The 17729-nt window shown below is 45.2% G+C and carries 20 protein-coding genes; all 20 read left to right on the top strand.

Features of this window, described 5'->3' with window-relative positions:
* The first annotated feature begins 39 nt into the window (after positions 1-39).
* The 20 genes from CRO25_RS08850 to CRO25_RS08755 are packed head-to-tail and all read left to right on the top strand — an operon-like array spanning position 40 to position 17655.
* On the top strand, positions 40-261 hold the full coding sequence (locus CRO25_RS08850) for a flagellar FlbD family protein (RefSeq protein WP_024630220.1): 222 nt from the start codon (positions 40-42) through the stop codon (positions 259-261).
* Positions 261-722 (top strand): flagellar basal body-associated FliL family protein, encoded by a 462-nt coding sequence (locus tag CRO25_RS08845; protein ID WP_079694687.1) that lies wholly within the window; start codon positions 261-263, stop codon positions 720-722. Before CRO25_RS08850 ends, CRO25_RS08845 begins: the two co-directional genes overlap by 1 nt.
* A gap of 39 nt (positions 723-761) precedes the next feature.
* A complete protein-coding gene (gene fliM / locus CRO25_RS08840) occupies positions 762-1760 on the top strand; it encodes a flagellar motor switch protein FliM (RefSeq protein WP_024630222.1) in 999 nt (332 codons plus the stop codon).
* On the top strand, positions 1750-3012 hold the full coding sequence (gene fliY / locus CRO25_RS08835; RefSeq protein ID WP_079694686.1) for a flagellar motor switch phosphatase FliY: 1263 nt from the start codon (positions 1750-1752) through the stop codon (positions 3010-3012). The genes fliM and fliY overlap by 11 nt, the downstream gene beginning before the upstream one ends.
* 28 nt (positions 3013-3040) lie before the next feature.
* Complete coding sequence (locus tag CRO25_RS08830; RefSeq protein ID WP_017689175.1) at positions 3041-3406, top strand: response regulator; 366 nt, start codon at positions 3041-3043, stop codon at positions 3404-3406.
* A gap of 8 nt (positions 3407-3414) precedes the next feature.
* The gene (locus tag CRO25_RS08825; RefSeq protein WP_372828764.1) at positions 3415-3954 is read left to right on the top strand and encodes a flagellar biosynthetic protein FliO; all 540 of its coding nucleotides are present in this window, start codon (positions 3415-3417) and stop codon (positions 3952-3954) included.
* Complete coding sequence (gene fliP, locus CRO25_RS08820) at positions 3951-4706, top strand: flagellar type III secretion system pore protein FliP (RefSeq protein ID WP_079694684.1); 756 nt, start codon at positions 3951-3953, stop codon at positions 4704-4706. Before CRO25_RS08825 ends, fliP begins: the two co-directional genes overlap by 4 nt.
* 25 nt (positions 4707-4731) lie before the next feature.
* The gene (fliQ, locus tag CRO25_RS08815; protein ID WP_024630226.1) at positions 4732-5001 is read left to right on the top strand and encodes a flagellar biosynthesis protein FliQ; all 270 of its coding nucleotides are present in this window, start codon (positions 4732-4734) and stop codon (positions 4999-5001) included.
* Between the two features lie 10 nt (positions 5002-5011).
* Complete coding sequence (fliR, locus tag CRO25_RS08810) at positions 5012-5800, top strand: flagellar biosynthetic protein FliR (protein WP_079694683.1); 789 nt, start codon at positions 5012-5014, stop codon at positions 5798-5800.
* Positions 5801-5823: 23 nt separating this feature from the next.
* A complete protein-coding gene (gene flhB, locus CRO25_RS08805) occupies positions 5824-6906 on the top strand; it encodes a flagellar biosynthesis protein FlhB (RefSeq protein ID WP_179132114.1) in 1083 nt (360 codons plus the stop codon).
* Positions 6907-6931: 25 nt separating this feature from the next.
* A complete protein-coding gene (gene flhA / locus CRO25_RS08800) occupies positions 6932-8965 on the top strand; it encodes a flagellar biosynthesis protein FlhA (protein WP_079694681.1) in 2034 nt (677 codons plus the stop codon).
* Positions 8962-10317, top strand: a complete 1356-nt coding sequence (gene flhF, locus CRO25_RS08795) for a flagellar biosynthesis protein FlhF (protein ID WP_079694680.1) — start codon at positions 8962-8964, stop codon at positions 10315-10317. The genes flhA and flhF overlap by 4 nt, the downstream gene beginning before the upstream one ends.
* Positions 10314-11201, top strand: coding sequence for a MinD/ParA family protein (locus tag CRO25_RS08790; RefSeq protein WP_063566395.1), 888 nt, complete (start codon positions 10314-10316; stop codon positions 11199-11201). The genes flhF and CRO25_RS08790 overlap by 4 nt, the downstream gene beginning before the upstream one ends.
* Positions 11202-11234: 33 nt before the next feature.
* On the top strand, positions 11235-12671 hold the full coding sequence (locus CRO25_RS08785) for a chemotaxis response regulator protein-glutamate methylesterase (protein WP_063566394.1): 1437 nt from the start codon (positions 11235-11237) through the stop codon (positions 12669-12671).
* 32 nt (positions 12672-12703) lie between these two features.
* The gene (locus CRO25_RS08780; protein ID WP_079694679.1) at positions 12704-14779 is read left to right on the top strand and encodes a chemotaxis protein CheA; all 2076 of its coding nucleotides are present in this window, start codon (positions 12704-12706) and stop codon (positions 14777-14779) included.
* Between the two features lie 42 nt (positions 14780-14821).
* Positions 14822-15283, top strand: coding sequence for a chemotaxis protein CheW (locus CRO25_RS08775; RefSeq protein ID WP_063566392.1), 462 nt, complete (start codon positions 14822-14824; stop codon positions 15281-15283).
* Between the two features lie 37 nt (positions 15284-15320).
* Positions 15321-15914 carry a chemotaxis protein CheC gene (locus CRO25_RS08770; RefSeq protein ID WP_090807429.1) on the top strand — a complete coding sequence of 198 codons (594 nt, stop codon included), beginning with the start codon at positions 15321-15323 and terminating at the stop codon, positions 15912-15914.
* Complete coding sequence (locus CRO25_RS08765) at positions 15907-16404, top strand: chemotaxis protein CheD (protein WP_063566391.1); 498 nt, start codon at positions 15907-15909, stop codon at positions 16402-16404. The genes CRO25_RS08770 and CRO25_RS08765 overlap by 8 nt, the downstream gene beginning before the upstream one ends.
* A gap of 3 nt (positions 16405-16407) precedes the next feature.
* Positions 16408-16851: a hypothetical protein gene (locus tag CRO25_RS08760; protein WP_079694678.1), complete on the top strand. Its 444-nt coding sequence runs from the start codon at positions 16408-16410 to the stop codon at positions 16849-16851.
* Between the two features lie 15 nt (positions 16852-16866).
* The gene (locus tag CRO25_RS08755; protein ID WP_072732409.1) at positions 16867-17655 is read left to right on the top strand and encodes a FliA/WhiG family RNA polymerase sigma factor; all 789 of its coding nucleotides are present in this window, start codon (positions 16867-16869) and stop codon (positions 17653-17655) included.
* Positions 17656-17729 lie beyond the last annotated feature (74 nt).

Genomic DNA, 17729 nt, shown 5'->3' with positions numbered 1-17729 from the left:
GGGGAGCTTGCTCCTCCACTCTGATCGAGGGGGCTTAGCATGATTTCGGTTACGCGGTTAAATGGTTCTCCCATGTGGTTAAATGCGCTGATGGTTGAAATTGTCGAAGAGACACCAGACACGTATATTACTCTGGTAACCGGAAAGAGACTTATTGTGCTTGAGAAGGCCGATGAGGTTATTTCCAAAATTAAAGATTACAACCGTGAAATCGGGGTTCAGGCAGCCACTATTAAAGTGCAGCAAACGGAGGAGTCCTGATGAAAAAGATGTTGCCATGGCTTGCAACAAGCTTGCTAGCTATAACACTGATTGTGGTGGTTGTGTTTGTATTTATGACAGGACAGAACGGAAATAAGAATGATACACATACGGCAGCCGCTGCTGCAGAGAAGAAGATGACTGCGGATGAAATTGTTGCAGTTTCCTCAGAGCTTGGAGAAATTAAAACCAATTTGGCTGATATAGACCATATTGTAGTTGTAAGTTTTTCTTTCAAATTGTCCGACAAAAAGGCTAAAGAAGATTTTGAGAAAATCAAGGAAATCACGGTGAAGCCTATCATCATCCAGACTTTTGCGGATACCAAGTCGGATGAGCTGGCTACAGCAAAAGGTCGCATTCAATTTAATAAAAAATTGACCGACCTTATTAATGAAGCTTTGCCAGAAGGTAAGCTGGCCAGCACTAGTTTTTCTGCTTTTGTGATGGCGCCAATGTAATGAACAGGACACGCTGTAAATCTGTAAGGGGGTGAGAACATGGTGGATGTATTATCACAAAATGAGATTGACGCCCTATTAGCTGCCCTTTCCTCTGGTGAGATGGATGCTGAGGAATTGAAAAAGGAAGAAACTCAAAAGAAAATTAGATCGTACGATTTTAAGCGGGCGGTTCGTTTTTCCAAAGATCATATTCGAAGCTTGACCCGTATTCACGAAAATTTTGCACGCTTTCTCACCACTTATTTTTCAGCCCAACTGCGGACGTTCGTTCAGATCAATGTCGTTCAGGTTGAACAGTTGCCTTATGACGAGTTTATCCGTTCTATTCCGAAGATGACGATATTGAACATATTTGAGGCGGAGCCATTACAGGGACGGATGGTGATGGAGGTTCATCCCAACGTGGGTTATGCAATGCTGGATCGTCTGCTTGGCGGAACAGGAAATGCACCGACAAAGATCGCATCGATGACGGAAATTGAGACGACGATTATGGAGCGGATTTTCAGCCGTGCGTTTGAGAGTTTGCAGGAAGCATGGAAGACGGTGTTGGATATTTCTCCAAGGATGGAAGCACTGGAGACCAATCCGCAATTTATGCAGATTGTTTCCCCCAATGAAACCATCGCTTTGATCTCACTGAGTACCAAAATCGGTGACACCACAGGCATGATCAATTTGTGTATCCCGCATGTCGTTCTTGAACCTATTATGTCTCGGTTGTCGACTCATCAGTGGTTTGTTTCGGAGAAAAAGACGAGAGCTCCGGAAGAATATGATGCTCTCAAAGAGCGTGTGAACAAAGCCAAATTGCCCGTCGTTGCGGAGTTGGGAGAATCCAGGATTTCGATTGCTGAATTTTTGGGTCTGTCTGTTGGCGATGTCATAACGTTGAACAAACCCGTTGATGAGGGACTGTCCATTAAAGTTGGAGACAGGCTGAAGTATATGGGTAGCCCGGGAACGATCAAGGATCGTGTGGCTGTGCAAATAGACAAGATTGTCACCGAAGGAGTTGAAGAATTTGACGAGTAAGGATTATTTATCCCAAGAAGAAATCGATGCTTTGCTCAGACAATCGGAATCGATGAACAGTTCGGAACCGGCTGAGAAAACAGTTGATGATTTTTTGACCGAGCTGGAACAGGATGCCTTGGGGGAAATTGGTAACATTACTTTTGGTAGTGCGGCGACAGCTTTGTCCACGCTATTGGGCCTAAAGGTAGATATTACAACACCTAAGGTGTCCATCATCAGTCGGACACAGTTTGATGAAGCCTTTCCTAAACCTCACGTTGCAGTACATGTGAATTATGTGGATGGATTTGAAGGGATCAACTCGCTAGTCATCAAAAAACGGGATGCTCAAGTCATAGCTGATCTGATGCTTGGCGGCGAAGGAAATCCGGTTGATGAAGAACTAAATGAAATCCATATCAGTGCAGTACAGGAAGCGATGAATCAGATGATGGGTTCGTCTGCTACTTCCATGTCCACAATCTTTAACCGTTTCGTGAATATTTCTCCTCCGGGAATTGATATTCTCAATATGGAAAGTGGTGAGGGAGTCAGCAATCTTCCAGAAGATGAGACGTTGATCCAGGTATCATTCCGTCTGTTGATTGGTGACCTGATTGACTCCAATCTTATGCAGCTGCTTCCAGTGCATTTTGCCAAAGAAATGGTAGAGATGTTGATTGGAGGGGCTCAAGAGTCTACTGCTAGTGCACCAGTTGCGTCTACTCCAGAGCCAGTACCGGCAGCAGTACCGGTTGCCCCTGAGCAACCTCCGGTTCAGCAACAGGCACCGCCACAGGCACAACAGCCGCCTGTTCAAGATTATAATGGCTATGGACAGACTCCAATGGGGATGCCGCAAGGAATGCCGCCACAGCAGCCGTATGGCATGCCTCCGCAGCAACCTTATGGTGTACCGCAGCATTACGGCGGTGTGCCGAATAGGAATGTAAACGTACAACCGGTTCAATTCGCCAATTTGCAAAATGGGGCGTTCGGCCAGGTAGACGAAAACAATTTGAATTTATTGATGGACATTCCCCTTAAAGTCACCGTAGAATTAGGAAGGACCCAGAAGCAAATTAAGGATATTTTAGAACTGTCACAAGGTTCAATTGTCGAGCTGGACAAGCTGGCCGGTGAACCTGTCGATATTTTGGTGAATAACAAGTTGATTGCCAAAGGTGAGGTTGTCGTAATCGACGAAAACTTTGGTGTTCGTGTTATAGATATCGTAAGCCAATGGGACCGAATTCAGAAATTACAATAAGCACAATTTAGGGAGGACTTGAATCAAGATGGCAAACCGAATTTTAGTCGTGGACGACGCTGCATTTATGAGAATGATGATCCGGGACATTTTGTCCAAAAACGGATATGAGGTCGTTGGCGAAGCACAGGATGGATCACAAGCAATTGAAAAGTTTAAGGAGCTTCGTCCTGATCTGATCACAATGGATATTACCATGCCTGAGATGGATGGTATTGCAGCTTTGAAAGAAATCAAAAAAATTGATGCTAACGCAAAAGTGATTATGTGCTCTGCTATGGGTCAACAAGCGATGGTTATTGATGCAATCCAGGCTGGAGCTAAAGATTTCATCGTGAAGCCGTTCCAATCTGACCGGGTTATCGAAGCAATCAGCAAAACGCTGGGCGTTTAAGAGACATGATGATGGCTCAGGATAAGATTCCAGATGATGTGGGCACGGGAGTCAATTATTATTTTCAGCTTGTATGGGTGATTGTTGTCCTGGCCGTCATTCTGGTTCTTATTGTCTATCTGATTCGTTTTCTAAACAAACGGAATCAGCGATGGTTCCGGAACGGCACAATTCGTATTTTGGGTGGGGTCGGACTGGGACCAAACAAGTCGCTGCAAATTATAGAAATTGGCGGTAGCGTTTATCTACTCGGTGTGGGTGATGACATACAGCTGGTGGATAAGGTTTCGGATCTTGAAGAGGCAAAACGAATCATTGATTCATTTGAACGGGATGCTTCAGCACAACAGGGGAGCCTTTCGCCTCTTATTGCAAAGCTGGTTGCCCGCTTGCGCAAAGATGAACCGCCGCGAGAGATAGAACTCGAGGATACAACCTCTTTTCACGAACTGTTTGAATCTAAACTTCGGCAGATGCCTAACCGTAAAGAGAAGATGGAGAAGGTCCTGGAAGAAGACAATACTACAGATCGGTCGAGGGATTCATGAAGAAAAAGATTTGGTTAGCGTGTTTTTTCATAGGACTCATCAGTCTGGCCTCCGTCACTGCTGCCTTTGCCGAACCGATTCCGAATATTGATATTCAAATTGGAAACGGGGATGGGAGCACACCAAGTACGAGTTCACTGTCCATTATCCTGTTGATCACGGTACTTAGTATCGCACCAGCCTTGCTGGTACTGATGACCAGTTTTACCCGGATTGTTATCGTTCTCGGTTTTGTGCGGACATCCTTGGGTACGCAGCAAATGCCACCCAATCAGGTGCTGGTCGGTTTGGCACTTTTTCTAACACTGTTCATCATGTCACCGACGTTGTCATCCATCAATCAGGTAGCGCTTCAGCCCTATCTCAAGGGTGACATCACACAAACCGAAGCGTTGGAAAAAGCTGCGGACCCCATGAAGAAGTTTATGTTCTCCCACACTAGGGAGAAAGACCTATTGCTGTTTATGAAGTACAATCAAACGGAAAAGCCAAGCACATACCAGGATATTCCGATTACTGTGATGGTACCGGCATATGCAATCAGTGAGTTGAAGACAGCATTCCAGATGGGATTCATGATCTTTATTCCATTCTTGGTTATAGACATTGTAGTTGCGAGTACACTCATGGCTATGGGGATGATGATGCTTCCACCTGTCATGATCTCATTACCGTTCAAAATACTGCTATTTGTACTTGTCGATGGCTGGTATCTGGTCGTGAAGTCACTGTTGCTGAGTTTTAACACTTGAGCCGGCATATTAAAGGAGGACGGTCATGACTTCGGAGTTTATTATCGGTCTGGCCGGGAAAGCGGTCTATACTTCACTGCTGGCCAGCGCACCCATGCTTATTCTAGCTCTGGTTGTAGGACTCATTATCAGTGTGTTTCAGGCAACCACTCAAATTCAGGAGCAAACCCTGGCCTTTGTGCCTAAAATCATTGCTGTACTTCTGGCAGTACTATTGTTTGGTCCTTGGATATTGAATATACTGGTCGATTTCACGTATAACATTCTCGATAATTTATACAGATACATAGGGTAGGCTGTTGCAGATGGAGACATTGTTGCAAAGTTTTCCTGTCGCTCTGCTTATGTTTTGTCGAATAGCATCATTTTTTGTAACTGCGCCGGTCTTCTCGGCTCGGAATGTGCCGAATTCTCTTAAAATTGGTTTATCGGCATTTGTAACCTTTACAGTTTATATGGTATACGGCATAGACCAGGTTGTACCTACAGATCTGAGTTATATCCTGCTGGTTATCCGAGAGATACTGATTGGCTTGCTCTTAGGCTTTGTTGCTTATCTGTTAATGACGGCTGTACAGACAGCAGGAACCTTTATTGATCTTCAGATCGGTTTTGGTATGGCCAACGTATATGATCCAATGACTGGTGCATCTGCACCACTTACAGGTAACTTCAAATATGCTTTTGCGGTATTGCTCTTTCTGACAATGAACGGACATCATTATCTGCTCGATGCCATTGTTTACAGTTATCGCTGGATTCCGTTGTCGAATGTATTCTTTCTACGATTGGCAGATGGAAGTATTGCTGAATTTTTGGTGCGTACATTAGGCCAATCATTTATGTTGGCTTTTCAGATGTCTGCGCCGATTGTAGTTGCTCTGTTTTTGACAGATGTAGGATTGGGATTCTTGGCCAAGACGGCTCCTCAATTTAATGTTTTTGCCGTCGGAATGCCGCTTAAGGTACTCGTTGGGCTTGCTATTTTGCTTTTGCTGGTTCCCAGTTTTGCCTTTGTGTTTAGTCAATTGTTCGAAGTAATGTTCACAGCCATGGAAAACTTGCTTGGGACTATTGGACAAAGGCCAGGCTGAGTGAAACGGAGGACAAGATTCGAATGAAATATCAACTCGACCTCCAGATGTTCGCAGGGGAAAAAACAGAGAAGGCTACCCCGAAAAAGAGGCAGGATACGCGAAAAAAAGGACAGGTTGTCAAAAGTATGGAGCTGTCCGGCGCATCCATTCTTCTATTCACCTTTTTGATCATGATGATGTTCAGTAACTTTTACAAAGAACGTATGGTTCGACTGTTTACAGACATCTTCATTAATCGGCTGAGTATGGAAGTCACCGGGGAGAACGTCGTAGCCTTAATGATGCGTTATGGCATCGAGGTGATGTTATTGCTTGCTCCTGTTTTGCTCGGTGCGGTACTTGTTGCGTTAATCGTCAATTATATGCAGGTAGGTTTCCTGCTTGTAGGAGAGGGTTTAAAGCCGAAACTGGAAAAGTTGAATCCGATTAAAGGATTCAAAAACATTTTTTCTCTTCGTTCATTGGTGGAGTTTGCTAAATCCATTATGAAAATGTCGATTATCGGTTTTCTGGTTTACAGTACCATCACAGGTTATCAGTCAGATATTGCTTCACTGTCTCATTTTTCATTGGATGCGATTCTGCATTTTGCTGCTTCAATCACCTTAAACTTGGGAATCAAGATTGCAGTAGCCCTGTTAGTACTTGCTGTACTCGACTATATGTACCAGAAGTATGATTACGAGAAAAACATTCGGATGTCCAAGCAAGACATCAAGGACGAATACAAAAAAATGGAAGGTGACCCACTGATCAAGGGGAAAATCAGGGAGCGTCAACGTCGTATGGCTGTTCAGCGCATGATGCAAGAAGTTCCCAAAGCGGACGTAATTATCACCAACCCGACCCACTTTGCCGTTGCGCTTAAGTATGAGGGCTCGGAGATGGAAGCGCCGCAGATAATAGCCAAAGGTCAGGATTACGTCGCCTTGCGCATTAAGGAAATAGCCAAAGAGCACGGTGTCATTACAATGGAAAACAAGCCGCTGGCACGGGCATTGTTCCAGAGAGCCGAGATTGGTGACGCCATACCGGCTGATTTGTTTCAAGCGGTAGCCGAAGTGCTGGCTTATGTATATAAATTAAAGGGCAGAACGAAATAAAAAGGGATCGGAGGCCGTACATCCATTGAAAATTAAAGATATAGCTGTCCTTGCGGGTATCATCGGCATCGTGTTGATGATGATTCTCCCGATCCCAACCTGGTTGTTGGACATACTGCTTGTCATCAATATTTCACTGGCATTGATGATATTGCTTGTTGCGATGAACAGCAAAGAGGCACTGCAATTTTCCATCTTTCCTGCATTGCTGCTGATCACGACGTTGTTTCGGTTAGCACTCAATATATCAACAACAAAACTGATTTTGGGTCAAGGAAACGCAGGATCGGTAGTCGCTACCTTTGGTAGCTGGATAGCTGGCGGACAGATAGCCATCGGATTTATAGTGTTTCTGATTCTCGTCGTTGTTCAGTTTATCGTTATCACGAAGGGATCGGAGCGAGTAGCTGAAGTTGCCGCGCGATTCACCCTCGATGCGATGCCTGGTAAACAGATGAGTATCGACGCAGATTTGAATGCAGGCCTGATCAACGAGCAGCAAGCACGTGAACGTCGTTCCAAAATTGAACGTGAGGCTGATTTCTACGGAGCCATGGATGGAGCCAGTAAATTTGTAAAAGGAGACGCTATTGCAAGTATCATTATTCTCCTGATCAATCTTATTGGTGGTTTTATCATCGGGATGACGGTACATGGTCTCGCTTTTGCTGATGCGTTATCCACCTACTCTGTGTTAACGATCGGGGATGGACTGGTAAGCCAGATTCCTGCACTCCTGATATCTACAGCAGCAGGTCTTATTGTAACTAGAGCATCATCGGAAGGGAATTTGGCCGATGACATTACGGGACAATTGTTTACATACCCGACGCTCCTTTATATTGTAGCTTTTGTAATAGCAATGCTCGGTTTTTTCACACCAATTCATATTATTACAACGTTGCCCCTTGCAGGTTTGTTGGCTTTTGCCGGATGGAGGATGCAGAACAATCTGAATCAGAAGCAAGAGGCAGAGGAGCAAATGGAAGAGGAGCAGCAGATTGAAGAAGTTAGAAGTCCGGAGAGCGTAATTAATCTTCTTCAGGTGGACCCTATCGAGTTTGAATTTGGTTACGGTTTGATCCCTCTGGCTGACAATCAGCAGGGCGGGGACTTATTAGATCGGATCATTATGATTCGTAGGCAGTGTGCTCTTGAACTGGGGTTAGTCGTTCCCGTCATCCGGATTCGGGATAATATCCAATTAAGACCGAATGAATATGTCATCAAGATTAAGGGTAATGTTGTTGGCGGCGGAGAACTGTTGTTGAATCATTATCTGGCCATGAGTCCGGGTTATGAAGAAGAATCTGTTACAGGGATCGAAACGACAGAGCCAGCTTTTGGCCTTCCAGCCTTATGGATAGATGAAGTAACCAAAGACAGAGCTGAACTTGCAGGATATACAGTTGTAGATCCTCCTTCAGTAGTAGCCACACATCTGACTGAATTGATTAAGAAGCATGCGCATGAGTTACTTGGCAGACAAGAAACGAAAGCACTTGTGGATAATCTCAGAGAGAATTATGCTGCGCTGGTGGATGAACTCATCCCATCCGTCCTGTCCATCGGAGATGTACAGAAAGTACTCGCCAAGTTGTTGCGTGAGAAAGTTTCCATTCGTGATATGGTTACAATCTTCGAGACACTGGCGGACTACGGAACGTATACCAAAGACCCGGATGTACTGACGGAATACGTGAGACAATCCCTATCTCGTCAGATTACCCAGCAATTCTCCCAAAAAGGGGAGACGCTCAGAGTAATAACTGTTGGACCTGGTCTAGAGAAGAAAATTGCTGAGAGTGTACAGCAATCGGATCAAGGCAGTTACCTTGCATTAGATCCAGCTTCAACACAAAGTGTATATCAAAAGTTGACTGAACAAGTTAATCGATTGATCCAGTCGGGCCAGCAGCCTGTTGTATTAACTTCTCCAACCATTCGTATGTATCTGCGTCAGGTGATTGAACGCACCATGCAGGATATACCAGTTCTTTCCTATAGTGAGTTGGAGCCGAATGTTGAAATCCAAAGTGTCGGGGTGGTGAACTTATGAGAGTAAAACAATACGTCGTTGAGACCATGCCCGAAGCTATGCTTCAAATTCGCAAAGACCTGGGAAGTGATGCCGTCATTCTGTCCACCAAGGAAATCAAGGTGGGCGGTGTGCTGGGGATGTTCCGTAAGAAAAGGATCGAAGTTGTAGCAGCAGTGGATAAGGAAGAAAAAAAACAGGCAACAAAGCAAGTGCAAAACCAATTTACACCCGTACCTCGCGCATTTGTACCTGAAGCATATCGACAAACGGCTCGTTCGTTTGTCGTTGCTTCTGACGAATCGGCTGCGAGTATCGCTGAAAAAAATGTGCAAGAGAAAACTACGGATGCCACAGCTGTGTCTGAATCGAGTAAACTCGGTTCAGACATGAGCAACGGCAGATCTTCTTTGAGTATCGAGCATAAACCGCGACCGCAAGGGGCGGATTTTTCGGGTTTAACATCTGCCAGTGGGCAGCAGGAGCAGGCGAACGATCCGCAGCAGGGCCAACTGATGTCTGAATTGCAGGAGCTCAAACTGATGATGACCAAGTTGTCTAAGCAAGGAGCAACGGCAGATCCGTTACCAGAGGAGTTCCACGCTCTTCGAGAAAGGTTGATGGAGCAAGACATTTGGCCAGAAGTATGGGAATCTTGGTTTGACGTTGTTCAGACGAAGCTCTCTGAAAAAGAATTAGATGAAGCAGAAGCCGTTCAAGCAGTTCAATTAGAAATATCACATTTTGTGGAGAAACGTATCGACGTGGGTATTTTGCCAACTACACGCATTGTATATGTAGCTGGGCCAACGGGCGTTGGTAAAACAACGACCATTGCCAAACTGGCTGCTGAACAGATGTTCAACTATCAGCGAAAGGTAGGGTTCATCACTTCGGATACTTATCGTATCTCAGCGGTAGAACAACTTAGAACGTACGCATCCATTTTAAATGTCCCGCTAGAGGTCGTACAGTCCCCAGGTGATACACAACGTGCAATCTCCCGTCTTGAGGAATGTGATCTAATCTTCATGGATACAGCCGGAAGAAACTACAGAAATGAGTTGCTTGTTTCAGAACTGCAAAGCCTACTCGCGCCTGTGGAAAATAGTGAAACTTTTTTGGTTTTGAGCATGACTTCCAAAAGTGCCGATATGGTTCAAATAACGGAGCATTTCAGCAAATATGGGCTGGATAAGGTCATTTTTACGAAGATGGATGAGACCGGAAGCTGCGGCCCGATGTTTAACCTGCTGCATCGTTTTCCACTTAAACTTGCTTACGTGGCTAACGGACAAAATGTGCCGGATGATTTACTCAAGCCTGATGCGGATTCGCTGACCAAACAATTGTTAGGAGAGCTTGTACGATGAAGGACCAGGCAGCCTCACTCAGAAGTATGGTCTCCATGCCTAACGGAGTGGAGGGAAGAGGACGTGACTCACGCTCCTCCAAAATCATAACCGTTGCCAGTGGAAAGGGAGGCGTTGGTAAATCTAACTTCACACTTAACTTTGCACTGAGCTTACAGGCTATGGGGCAAAAGGTATTGGTGTTTGATGCAGATATAGGGATGGCTAATATCGATGTCCTAATGGGAACCTCTTCTCCTTATAATCTGTACCATCTGTTATACCGACAGAAATCCATACAGGAAATCATACAGCTTGGTGCAAGCGGGTTGCCTTATATCGCCGGAGGTTCGGGGATGAAAGAATTGTTCTCATTGTCAGATCGAGATCTGGAGTTTTTTGCTGGACAAGTTGAAGAGATTGCACAGGAGATGGACTATGTCATTTTTGATACAGGAGCAGGACTTTCCAGAGAAAATATGAAATTTATCGGTGCAGCCGATGAATGCCTGATTATCACCACACCTGAACCGACTTCAATAACCGATGCTTATGCTTTAGTTAAAGTTATGCATGGCCAGGAAAATGCCACACCCTTTCGGATGATCGTTAACCGGGCTGAAGACCAGCAAGAGGCGGAACGGGTGGCGGATAAAATAGCTGGAGTGGCAAAGAGATTTTTACAGATCGATATCCCGCTGCTTGGATATATTTCCGAAGATGCTCAGGTTGTAAAGGCAGTTAAAAGGCAAGTGCCATACAGTCTGGCATATCCGAATGCAAAAGCTTCCAGGGATATAGAGAAACTCGCACATCACTATTTGGCTGTACCTGCTGCTCCGGGATCCGAAACCTTGACAGGAATCAGAGGATTTATGAAAAAGTGGCTAAAGCGGACAACATGATTTCTGAATAAAGGAAACAGGGGTGGAAACAACATGGCGGTGTATCAAGTATTGGTTGTCGATGATTCCGCTTTTATGCGTAAAATTGTTTCGGATTTAATTGAAACAGATTCGGAGTTTAAGGTTACGGCAACAGCATCAAATGGTAAGGAAGCTATTCAAAAAGCAATAGATTTGAAGCCCGATGTCATCACAATGGACGTTGAGATGCCTGAAATGAATGGATTGGACGCATTAAAATCGATCATGAAGCAATCTTTCGTCCCGGTGATTATGCTCTCGGGTATCAATGAACAAGGCATGAAAGAGACCATCATGGCGCTCGAGGCCGGTGCGTTTGACTTCATTCGTAAGCCATCGATTGTGCATGATCAGGATATTGCCCAAGTAGGTAAAGCATTGGTTGAGCGGATGCGAGCAGCTATGGATGAAATCAAGCGAAAAGCCGATCGTGAAGCATCGATGAAGAAACGGGATGAAGCACAGAGCAAACTGCTGCAACAGTCCCAGCGAGTTCAGGTTGATCCACCTCCTTTACAAGACCGAAAAGGTGCTTTGAAGAAAAAAATAGAACCTGCCCAGCCAGGAGCACGATTTGGCAGTGGACAAACTGATTCCTTACGAGCAAAACCGAAGCAACCTACTGTTCCACTGACGAAGCAGAATACGGGACATCTGGACAAAAAGTTGGAGCCTTTGCGAGATTCAAATCGAGCTTCGAATGCCAGTACTGACAGAATAGCTAAGGCAAACAAGCCAACGCAATCTCCCAAGGAAAACCGTTTGTCTTCTCGATTGGCAGAACAGGAGACAGCTGCAGCTTCAGCTGAACCATCCAAAGATATTGCCAAGGTAATTCCGTCTCATAAGGGAGCAGGAGGACCGGAAGGATCATTTAACAAACTTGTGGCTATTGGTTGTTCAACTGGGGGACCGAGAGCCCTCAAAACTTTGCTGGAACAACTGCCAGGTGATTTACCTGCTCCAGTCATTATTGTTCAGCATATGCCGCCCAACTTTACCCGATCCCTTGCCCAGCGATTGAATACGTTCAGTGAACTGCATGTGGTTGAAGCTGAGGAAGGCATGGTTCTACGAAAAGGAACGGCCTATATTGCTCCTGGCGGCTTTCATGTCAAAGTCAACAAAACTGCAGATGGAAGGTTCACCATAAAGCTGACAGAGGAAGAACCAGTCAATGGACACAGGCCTTCAGTCGATACAATGTTTGAGTCGCTGCTGCCGTACACGTCATTGCAAAGACATCTGGTTTTACTGACAGGGATGGGCAGTGATGGCGCTCGTATGATGAAAAAATTGTATGAAGCGGGTGTCACTTCAACCTTTGCAGAGAATGAAGAAACTTGTGTTGTGTATGGTATGCCGCGTTCTGCTGTAGAGCTGCAATGCGTGCGTCATCTTCTGCCATTGCAGGAGATTGCGCCTAAACTTGTTCAAGCTGTGAAATAAACGGAGTTAACTCATGGAGGAGGTGCCTCACAATGGACATGAATCAATATTTATCTATGTTTATTGATGAGTCTAATGATCATCTGCAGTCCCTTAACGAAAATATGCTTCAACTCGAAGGCAGTCCGGAGGATCTGGGAATTGTTCAGGTCATATTCCGCTCTGCTCATACGTTGAAGGGTATGGCTGCTACAATGGGTTTTGAGGATTTGGCATCATTGACGCACAAAATGGAAAATGTGCTGGATCTGGTGCGCAACGAAAAGTTGAAAATGCAGGATTTCATTTTTGATACCCTGTTCAAGAGTTTGGATGCTTTGGAAACAATGGTTCAGGATATTACCGAAGGCGGAGAGGGTAAAGCGGATGTTTCCTCCATCGTAGCTTCTCTCCAAGCCATTGAGAGTGGTGAATGGACGGGAGGTACTGCTCCCGTAGCCGCAGTAAACCGATCACCAAGTACAGCAACACCAAGTGCGGTTGAACTGGACGAATTCCAGTACTCCGTATTGGATCAGTCCATAGCCGAAGGCCACCGTGTGCTCTATGTTGAAGTTCTTGTCAGCGAGCAGAGCCAGCTGAAGGGCGTACGTGCTTATATGGTCTTTGATCTATTAGAACGCTCGGGTGAGGTTGTTAAATCGTTCCCAACAGTTCAGGATATTGAGCAAGAGAAGTTTGAGCGCAGTTTCTCGTTGTATTACATAACGACCAAAGAGGCGCAGGAACTTGAAAAAGGCATTATGAGCATCTCAGAAATTGAGAGTGCCAAAGTCATTCAGCTGGATCAAGAGACTCTTCAGCAGATGACCAATCAGGCAGCGGCAACAGCTGAAGTGGAAGCTGCACCTGTTCCTGCTCCAGTAGAAGCATCATCGGAACCGAGTTCTTCATCGAAAGAAGAACCAAAGAAACCAGTAGCCACCAAAACAGTTGCACCAAAACAAGCTGCTACACCTTCACGTACCATCCGTGTGGATATAGAACGTCTGGATGTACTGATGAACTTGTTCAGCGAGTTACTGATCGATCGTTCACGACTGGAGCAGTTGGCCAGCGAGACGGGTAATAATGATTTATCGGATACGGTAGCTCATCTGAGCAGAGTCAGTACAGATTTGCAAAATATTGTACTGAAATTGCGGATGGTTCCTGTGGATACGGTATTCAACCGTTTCCCGCGTATGATTCGTGACCTGGCTAAAACACTCGACAAAAAGATTGATCTGGTCATTACGGGTGCCGAAACGGAACTTGATCGGACGGTAATTGATGAGATCGGCGATCCGCTGGTGCATTTGCTGCGTAATGCAGTTGACCATGGTGTTGAATCGATCGCAGAGCGTGTGGCAGCTGGTAAACCTGAATTGGGAACAGTTAATCTTCGGGCTTTCCACAGCGGAAATCATGTATTTATTGAAATCGAAGATGATGGTAAAGGCATTTACCGCGATAACCTTTTGAGAACAGCGGTCAAACGTGGGGTTGTTACCGAAGAACAAGGTGCCAAGATGAGCGATGATGAAGTGAACCAGCTGTTGTTTGCACCAGGCTTCAGTACCGCTGATAAAATCTCGGATATCTCCGGCCGTGGAGTAGGATTGGATGTTGTGAAATCCAAAATCACTTCTCTTGGTGGTAATGTAACCATTCATTCGACACCGGGTAAAGGCACCAACTTCTCTGTTCAGTTACCATTGACCCTGTCCATTATCGCTGCGATGCTTGTTCGACTTGGATCCGAGAAATACGCCGTTCCTTTGTCTTCCATTGTAGAGACAGCCATTGTACAACGCGAACAGGTTCGTAATATTCATGGCAATAAAATGATTACGTTCCGTGAGTCTCTAATTCCGTACCTGTCATTGAGCGAAGTTTTCGGAGTGCCTGATTTCAATGATGCGAACGAACAAGAAACTGAGATCGTGGTCATTCGCAAAGGTGAACGTCTTGCAGCTGTAGCCGTTGAAGAATTTATTGGGCAGAGTGAGATTGTTCTTAAATCGATGGGTACTTATCTTCCTTCCATTGAAGGGATCTCTGGTGCAACGATTCTGGGAGATGGACAAGTAGCCCTGATTCTTGACCCTAATGCATTTATTAAATAAGCACACAAGATAAGTCTTACATTTAATAGGGAGGTTTTTTCCATGGAAGAAGAGTTGAAAGTCATTGTCTTTAAATTAGGTTCCGAAGAGTACGGTATTGAAGTAGACAAGGTTCAGACGATTGAGCGTATGATGCCTATTACCCGTGTACCTAAGACCTTCTCTTTTGTAAAAGGAGTTATTAACTTACGTGGTGTTGTTATTCCCGTCATTGATCTACGTGGTCGATTCTCTTTGCCAGAAACAGAATACACCGATCAAACTCGTATTGTCATTGTAGGTGTGGACGATATGCAAGTTGGCTTTATCGTTGACTCTGCCAATGATGTTATTGACATCAAGCGTGACGCTATTGATAGTCCGCCTGAAGTGGTTGGTGGAGTTAAAGCAAGATACCTGCGCGGTGTAGCCAAGCTGGAGGATGCGCGCTTGTTGATTATGCTTAACCTAAACGAAGTATTAAATAAAAGCGAGGTTGTACAGCTGGAAAGTATTGAGGGCTAACACCGTGGAACTGTTCAACCGATTTGAGGGATTCCAAATGGATGTGCTCAAAGAGGTCGGTAACATTGGAGCAGGCAACGCCGCAACGGCGTTGTCTCAGCTTCTCAATAGACCGATTGACATGGGTGTGCCTACAGTACAGATGCTTCCTTTTGAAGAAGTTGCTGAAAAAGTGGGCGGAGATGAACGTATAGTTGTTACTGTATTTCTTCGTGTTGAAGGCGAAGCACCAGGCAATCTGTTCTTTATGATGGCACCTGAGGCTGCCAAAATGCTGCTGAACCGGCTTGCTGGTTTTGATTTGAAGGAAGGTCTTGCATTCACGGAAATGGAACAGTCGGCTCTATCCGAAATCGGGAATATATTGGCCGGTTCATACCTTTCTTCTTTGGCAGATTTCACGAAACTATCTATGTATCCGACCGTTCCTGGACTTGCTATTGATATGGCAGGTGCCATTTTGAGTTATGGTCTGTTGCAGTTTGGTGAAATGGGCGACGATGCATTATTGATTGACACATCTTTCTTTGAAGGTGAAGATCAGGTAGAGGGTCAATTTTTCCTGATTCCGGATCCGCCTTCATTTGCTAAGATATTTGAATCTCTAGGGGTGCCACTGGATCATGATTGAAGACAAAAGCGTCGTTAAAGTCGGTATGGCGGATTTGAATATTGCTCATCTACCCGGCGTAATCCGTACGACTGGCTTGGGCTCTTGTGTGGGATTAACGATGTATGATCCGCATTTGAAGCTTGCCGGAATGGCGCATGTCATGCTCCCCACTTCAGAGATAGCTCGTGAAGGAACGTTGAACAAAGCCAAATATGCGGATACGGCATTGCCGGAATTGTTACAAAGAATGATACAACTCGGTGCATCTCGTTCACGTATTGTGTCCAAAATGGCTGGAGGGTCTCAGATGTTTGCCTTCGCGGGGGCAGGAGATACAATGCGTATCGGACCGAGGAATGCGGATTCTTGTCGGGAATGGTTAGAAAAGCTTGGGATTCCACTTCTTGCCGAAGATACCGGTGGGAATTACGGACGAACGATTGAAATGGACTGTGAAACTGGACTTTTGACTATTCGAAGTGTCCAAATGGGTGTAAAGGAACTATAAGACATGATAGGAAACTACCGCATTAATCTTGGAGCAGGCATAGTCGGATTTATTCTGACTTTTTTTGTAGCATACAGCAGCAATGTGTTGATGACCAGTTTAATTCGCGGGTTAATCGGCTTTGTAGCCTGGTTTGTCCTTGCTTATGGTTTACGCTGGGGACTGGGATTGCTGCTGAACCCTTCATCAGAGGGGAATGGGTATGGTTATGATTCACCGGGCGCTCAAGAACTAAGAGGTTCACAGGTGGACATTAAACTCGAAGACGATGGACAAGAGCTGAACGAATTGCTCAAACATGGACAGAACGCGTCCTCTGGGGAGAACCTTCCACCATCTGAGACGAAAGCTCCAACGGGATTTGCCCCTTTGGATCCGCCTAAACTTGTCCGGACCAAAGATCCGGAGGAGTTGGCGCAGGCCGTTCGTCACCTGACAGACAAATAAGGAGGGTGAAAGCAATTGAACGAGCGTAAAGCTTCACATTTGAACCATGCTGACTTGTGGGAAAAGTGGAAAGAACAAGGCGATCTTGAAGCCAAGAAAAGTTTGATCGAAAAATATCTTCATATTGTAAACTACGTATCCGGGCGTTTGGCTGTTGGTCTGCCCAAAAATGTCCCGAAAGATGATCTGGAGAGCAATGGAGTTATGGGATTGATTGATGCGTTGGAGAAATTTGACTATGAACGTGGTCTTCAATTTGAGACGTACGCATCCTGGCGGGTGCGCGGTGCAATTCTTGATGGTTTGCGTCAGGGAGATTGGGTTCCTCGTTCCGTGCGGGAGAAAGCGAAGCGGATTGAAGATGCTTACCAGCAACTAGAGCAGACATATTTGCGCTCTGTTAGTGACGAAGAAATGAGTCAATATCTCGACGTGTCTACGAAAGACTTTCAACATATGCTTCAGGAAGTGGCTGTTATGTCGCTTTGCTCTCTGGAAGACCCGATTCGTGAAGAAGAGTCTGAGACTCGACTTTCATTAATGGTCGATGAAAAAGCCAAAAACCCGGATTATAAAGTAAATGAATTCTACTTAAAAGAAGCTTTAGTGCAAGGGCTTGAAAAATTGACGGTCAAAGAGAGAACGGTTGTTTCACTTTTATATTATGAAGATCTTTCTCTTAGTGAGATTGCTGAGGTTATGTCTCTTTCTCCGTCACGTATCTCGCAGCTGCACTCAAAGGCCATCTTACGGTTACGTGGAACGCTGGATAAACAAAAAGACTTGCTTATGCGTAAAGATTAATATAGTAATATATGAATAGAGAGCTTTAACATTGGATATTGGGGAGTGGAAAGTCTAAAGGGGGAAGAAATGCA

The sequence above is a fragment of the Paenibacillus sp. RU5M genome (genome assembly GCF_900221055.1).
Classification (GTDB): Bacteria; Bacillota; Bacilli; order Paenibacillales; family Paenibacillaceae; genus Paenibacillus; species Paenibacillus marchantiae.
The sequence above is the reverse complement of the archived record's forward strand: the minus strand, read 5'-3'. Positions and strand labels throughout refer to the sequence as shown.

Excerpts from the sequence above, each read along its gene's own strand:
- CRO25_RS08775 (WP_063566392.1), top strand. The coding sequence starts at position 14,822 with ATGGAAGAAGAGTTGAAAGTCATTGTCTTTAAATTAGGTTCCGAAGAG.
- CRO25_RS08770 (WP_090807429.1), top strand. The coding sequence starts at position 15,321 with ATGGATGTGCTCAAAGAGGTCGGTAACATTGGAGCAGGCAACGCCGCA.
- CRO25_RS08830 (WP_017689175.1), top strand. The coding sequence starts at position 3,041 with ATGGCAAACCGAATTTTAGTCGTGGACGACGCTGCATTTATGAGAATG.
- flhB (WP_179132114.1), top strand. The coding sequence starts at position 5,824 with ATGAAATATCAACTCGACCTCCAGATGTTCGCAGGGGAAAAAACAGAG.
- CRO25_RS08790 (WP_063566395.1), top strand. The coding sequence starts at position 10,314 with ATGAAGGACCAGGCAGCCTCACTCAGAAGTATGGTCTCCATGCCTAAC.
- CRO25_RS08765 (WP_063566391.1), top strand. The coding sequence starts at position 15,907 with ATGATTGAAGACAAAAGCGTCGTTAAAGTCGGTATGGCGGATTTGAAT.
- fliQ (WP_024630226.1), top strand. The coding sequence starts at position 4,732 with ATGACTTCGGAGTTTATTATCGGTCTGGCCGGGAAAGCGGTCTATACT.
- fliP (WP_079694684.1), top strand. The coding sequence starts at position 3,951 with ATGAAGAAAAAGATTTGGTTAGCGTGTTTTTTCATAGGACTCATCAGT.
- CRO25_RS08760 (WP_079694678.1), top strand. The coding sequence starts at position 16,408 with ATGATAGGAAACTACCGCATTAATCTTGGAGCAGGCATAGTCGGATTT.
- CRO25_RS08825 (WP_372828764.1), top strand. The coding sequence starts at position 3,415 with ATGATGGCTCAGGATAAGATTCCAGATGATGTGGGCACGGGAGTCAAT.
- flhF (WP_079694680.1), top strand. The coding sequence starts at position 8,962 with ATGAGAGTAAAACAATACGTCGTTGAGACCATGCCCGAAGCTATGCTT.
- CRO25_RS08785 (WP_063566394.1), top strand. The coding sequence starts at position 11,235 with ATGGCGGTGTATCAAGTATTGGTTGTCGATGATTCCGCTTTTATGCGT.
- CRO25_RS08845 (WP_079694687.1), top strand. The coding sequence starts at position 261 with ATGAAAAAGATGTTGCCATGGCTTGCAACAAGCTTGCTAGCTATAACA.
- fliR (WP_079694683.1), top strand. The coding sequence starts at position 5,012 with ATGGAGACATTGTTGCAAAGTTTTCCTGTCGCTCTGCTTATGTTTTGT.
- CRO25_RS08850 (WP_024630220.1), top strand. The coding sequence starts at position 40 with ATGATTTCGGTTACGCGGTTAAATGGTTCTCCCATGTGGTTAAATGCG.
- CRO25_RS08780 (WP_079694679.1), top strand. The coding sequence starts at position 12,704 with ATGGACATGAATCAATATTTATCTATGTTTATTGATGAGTCTAATGAT.
- fliM (WP_024630222.1), top strand. The coding sequence starts at position 762 with ATGGTGGATGTATTATCACAAAATGAGATTGACGCCCTATTAGCTGCC.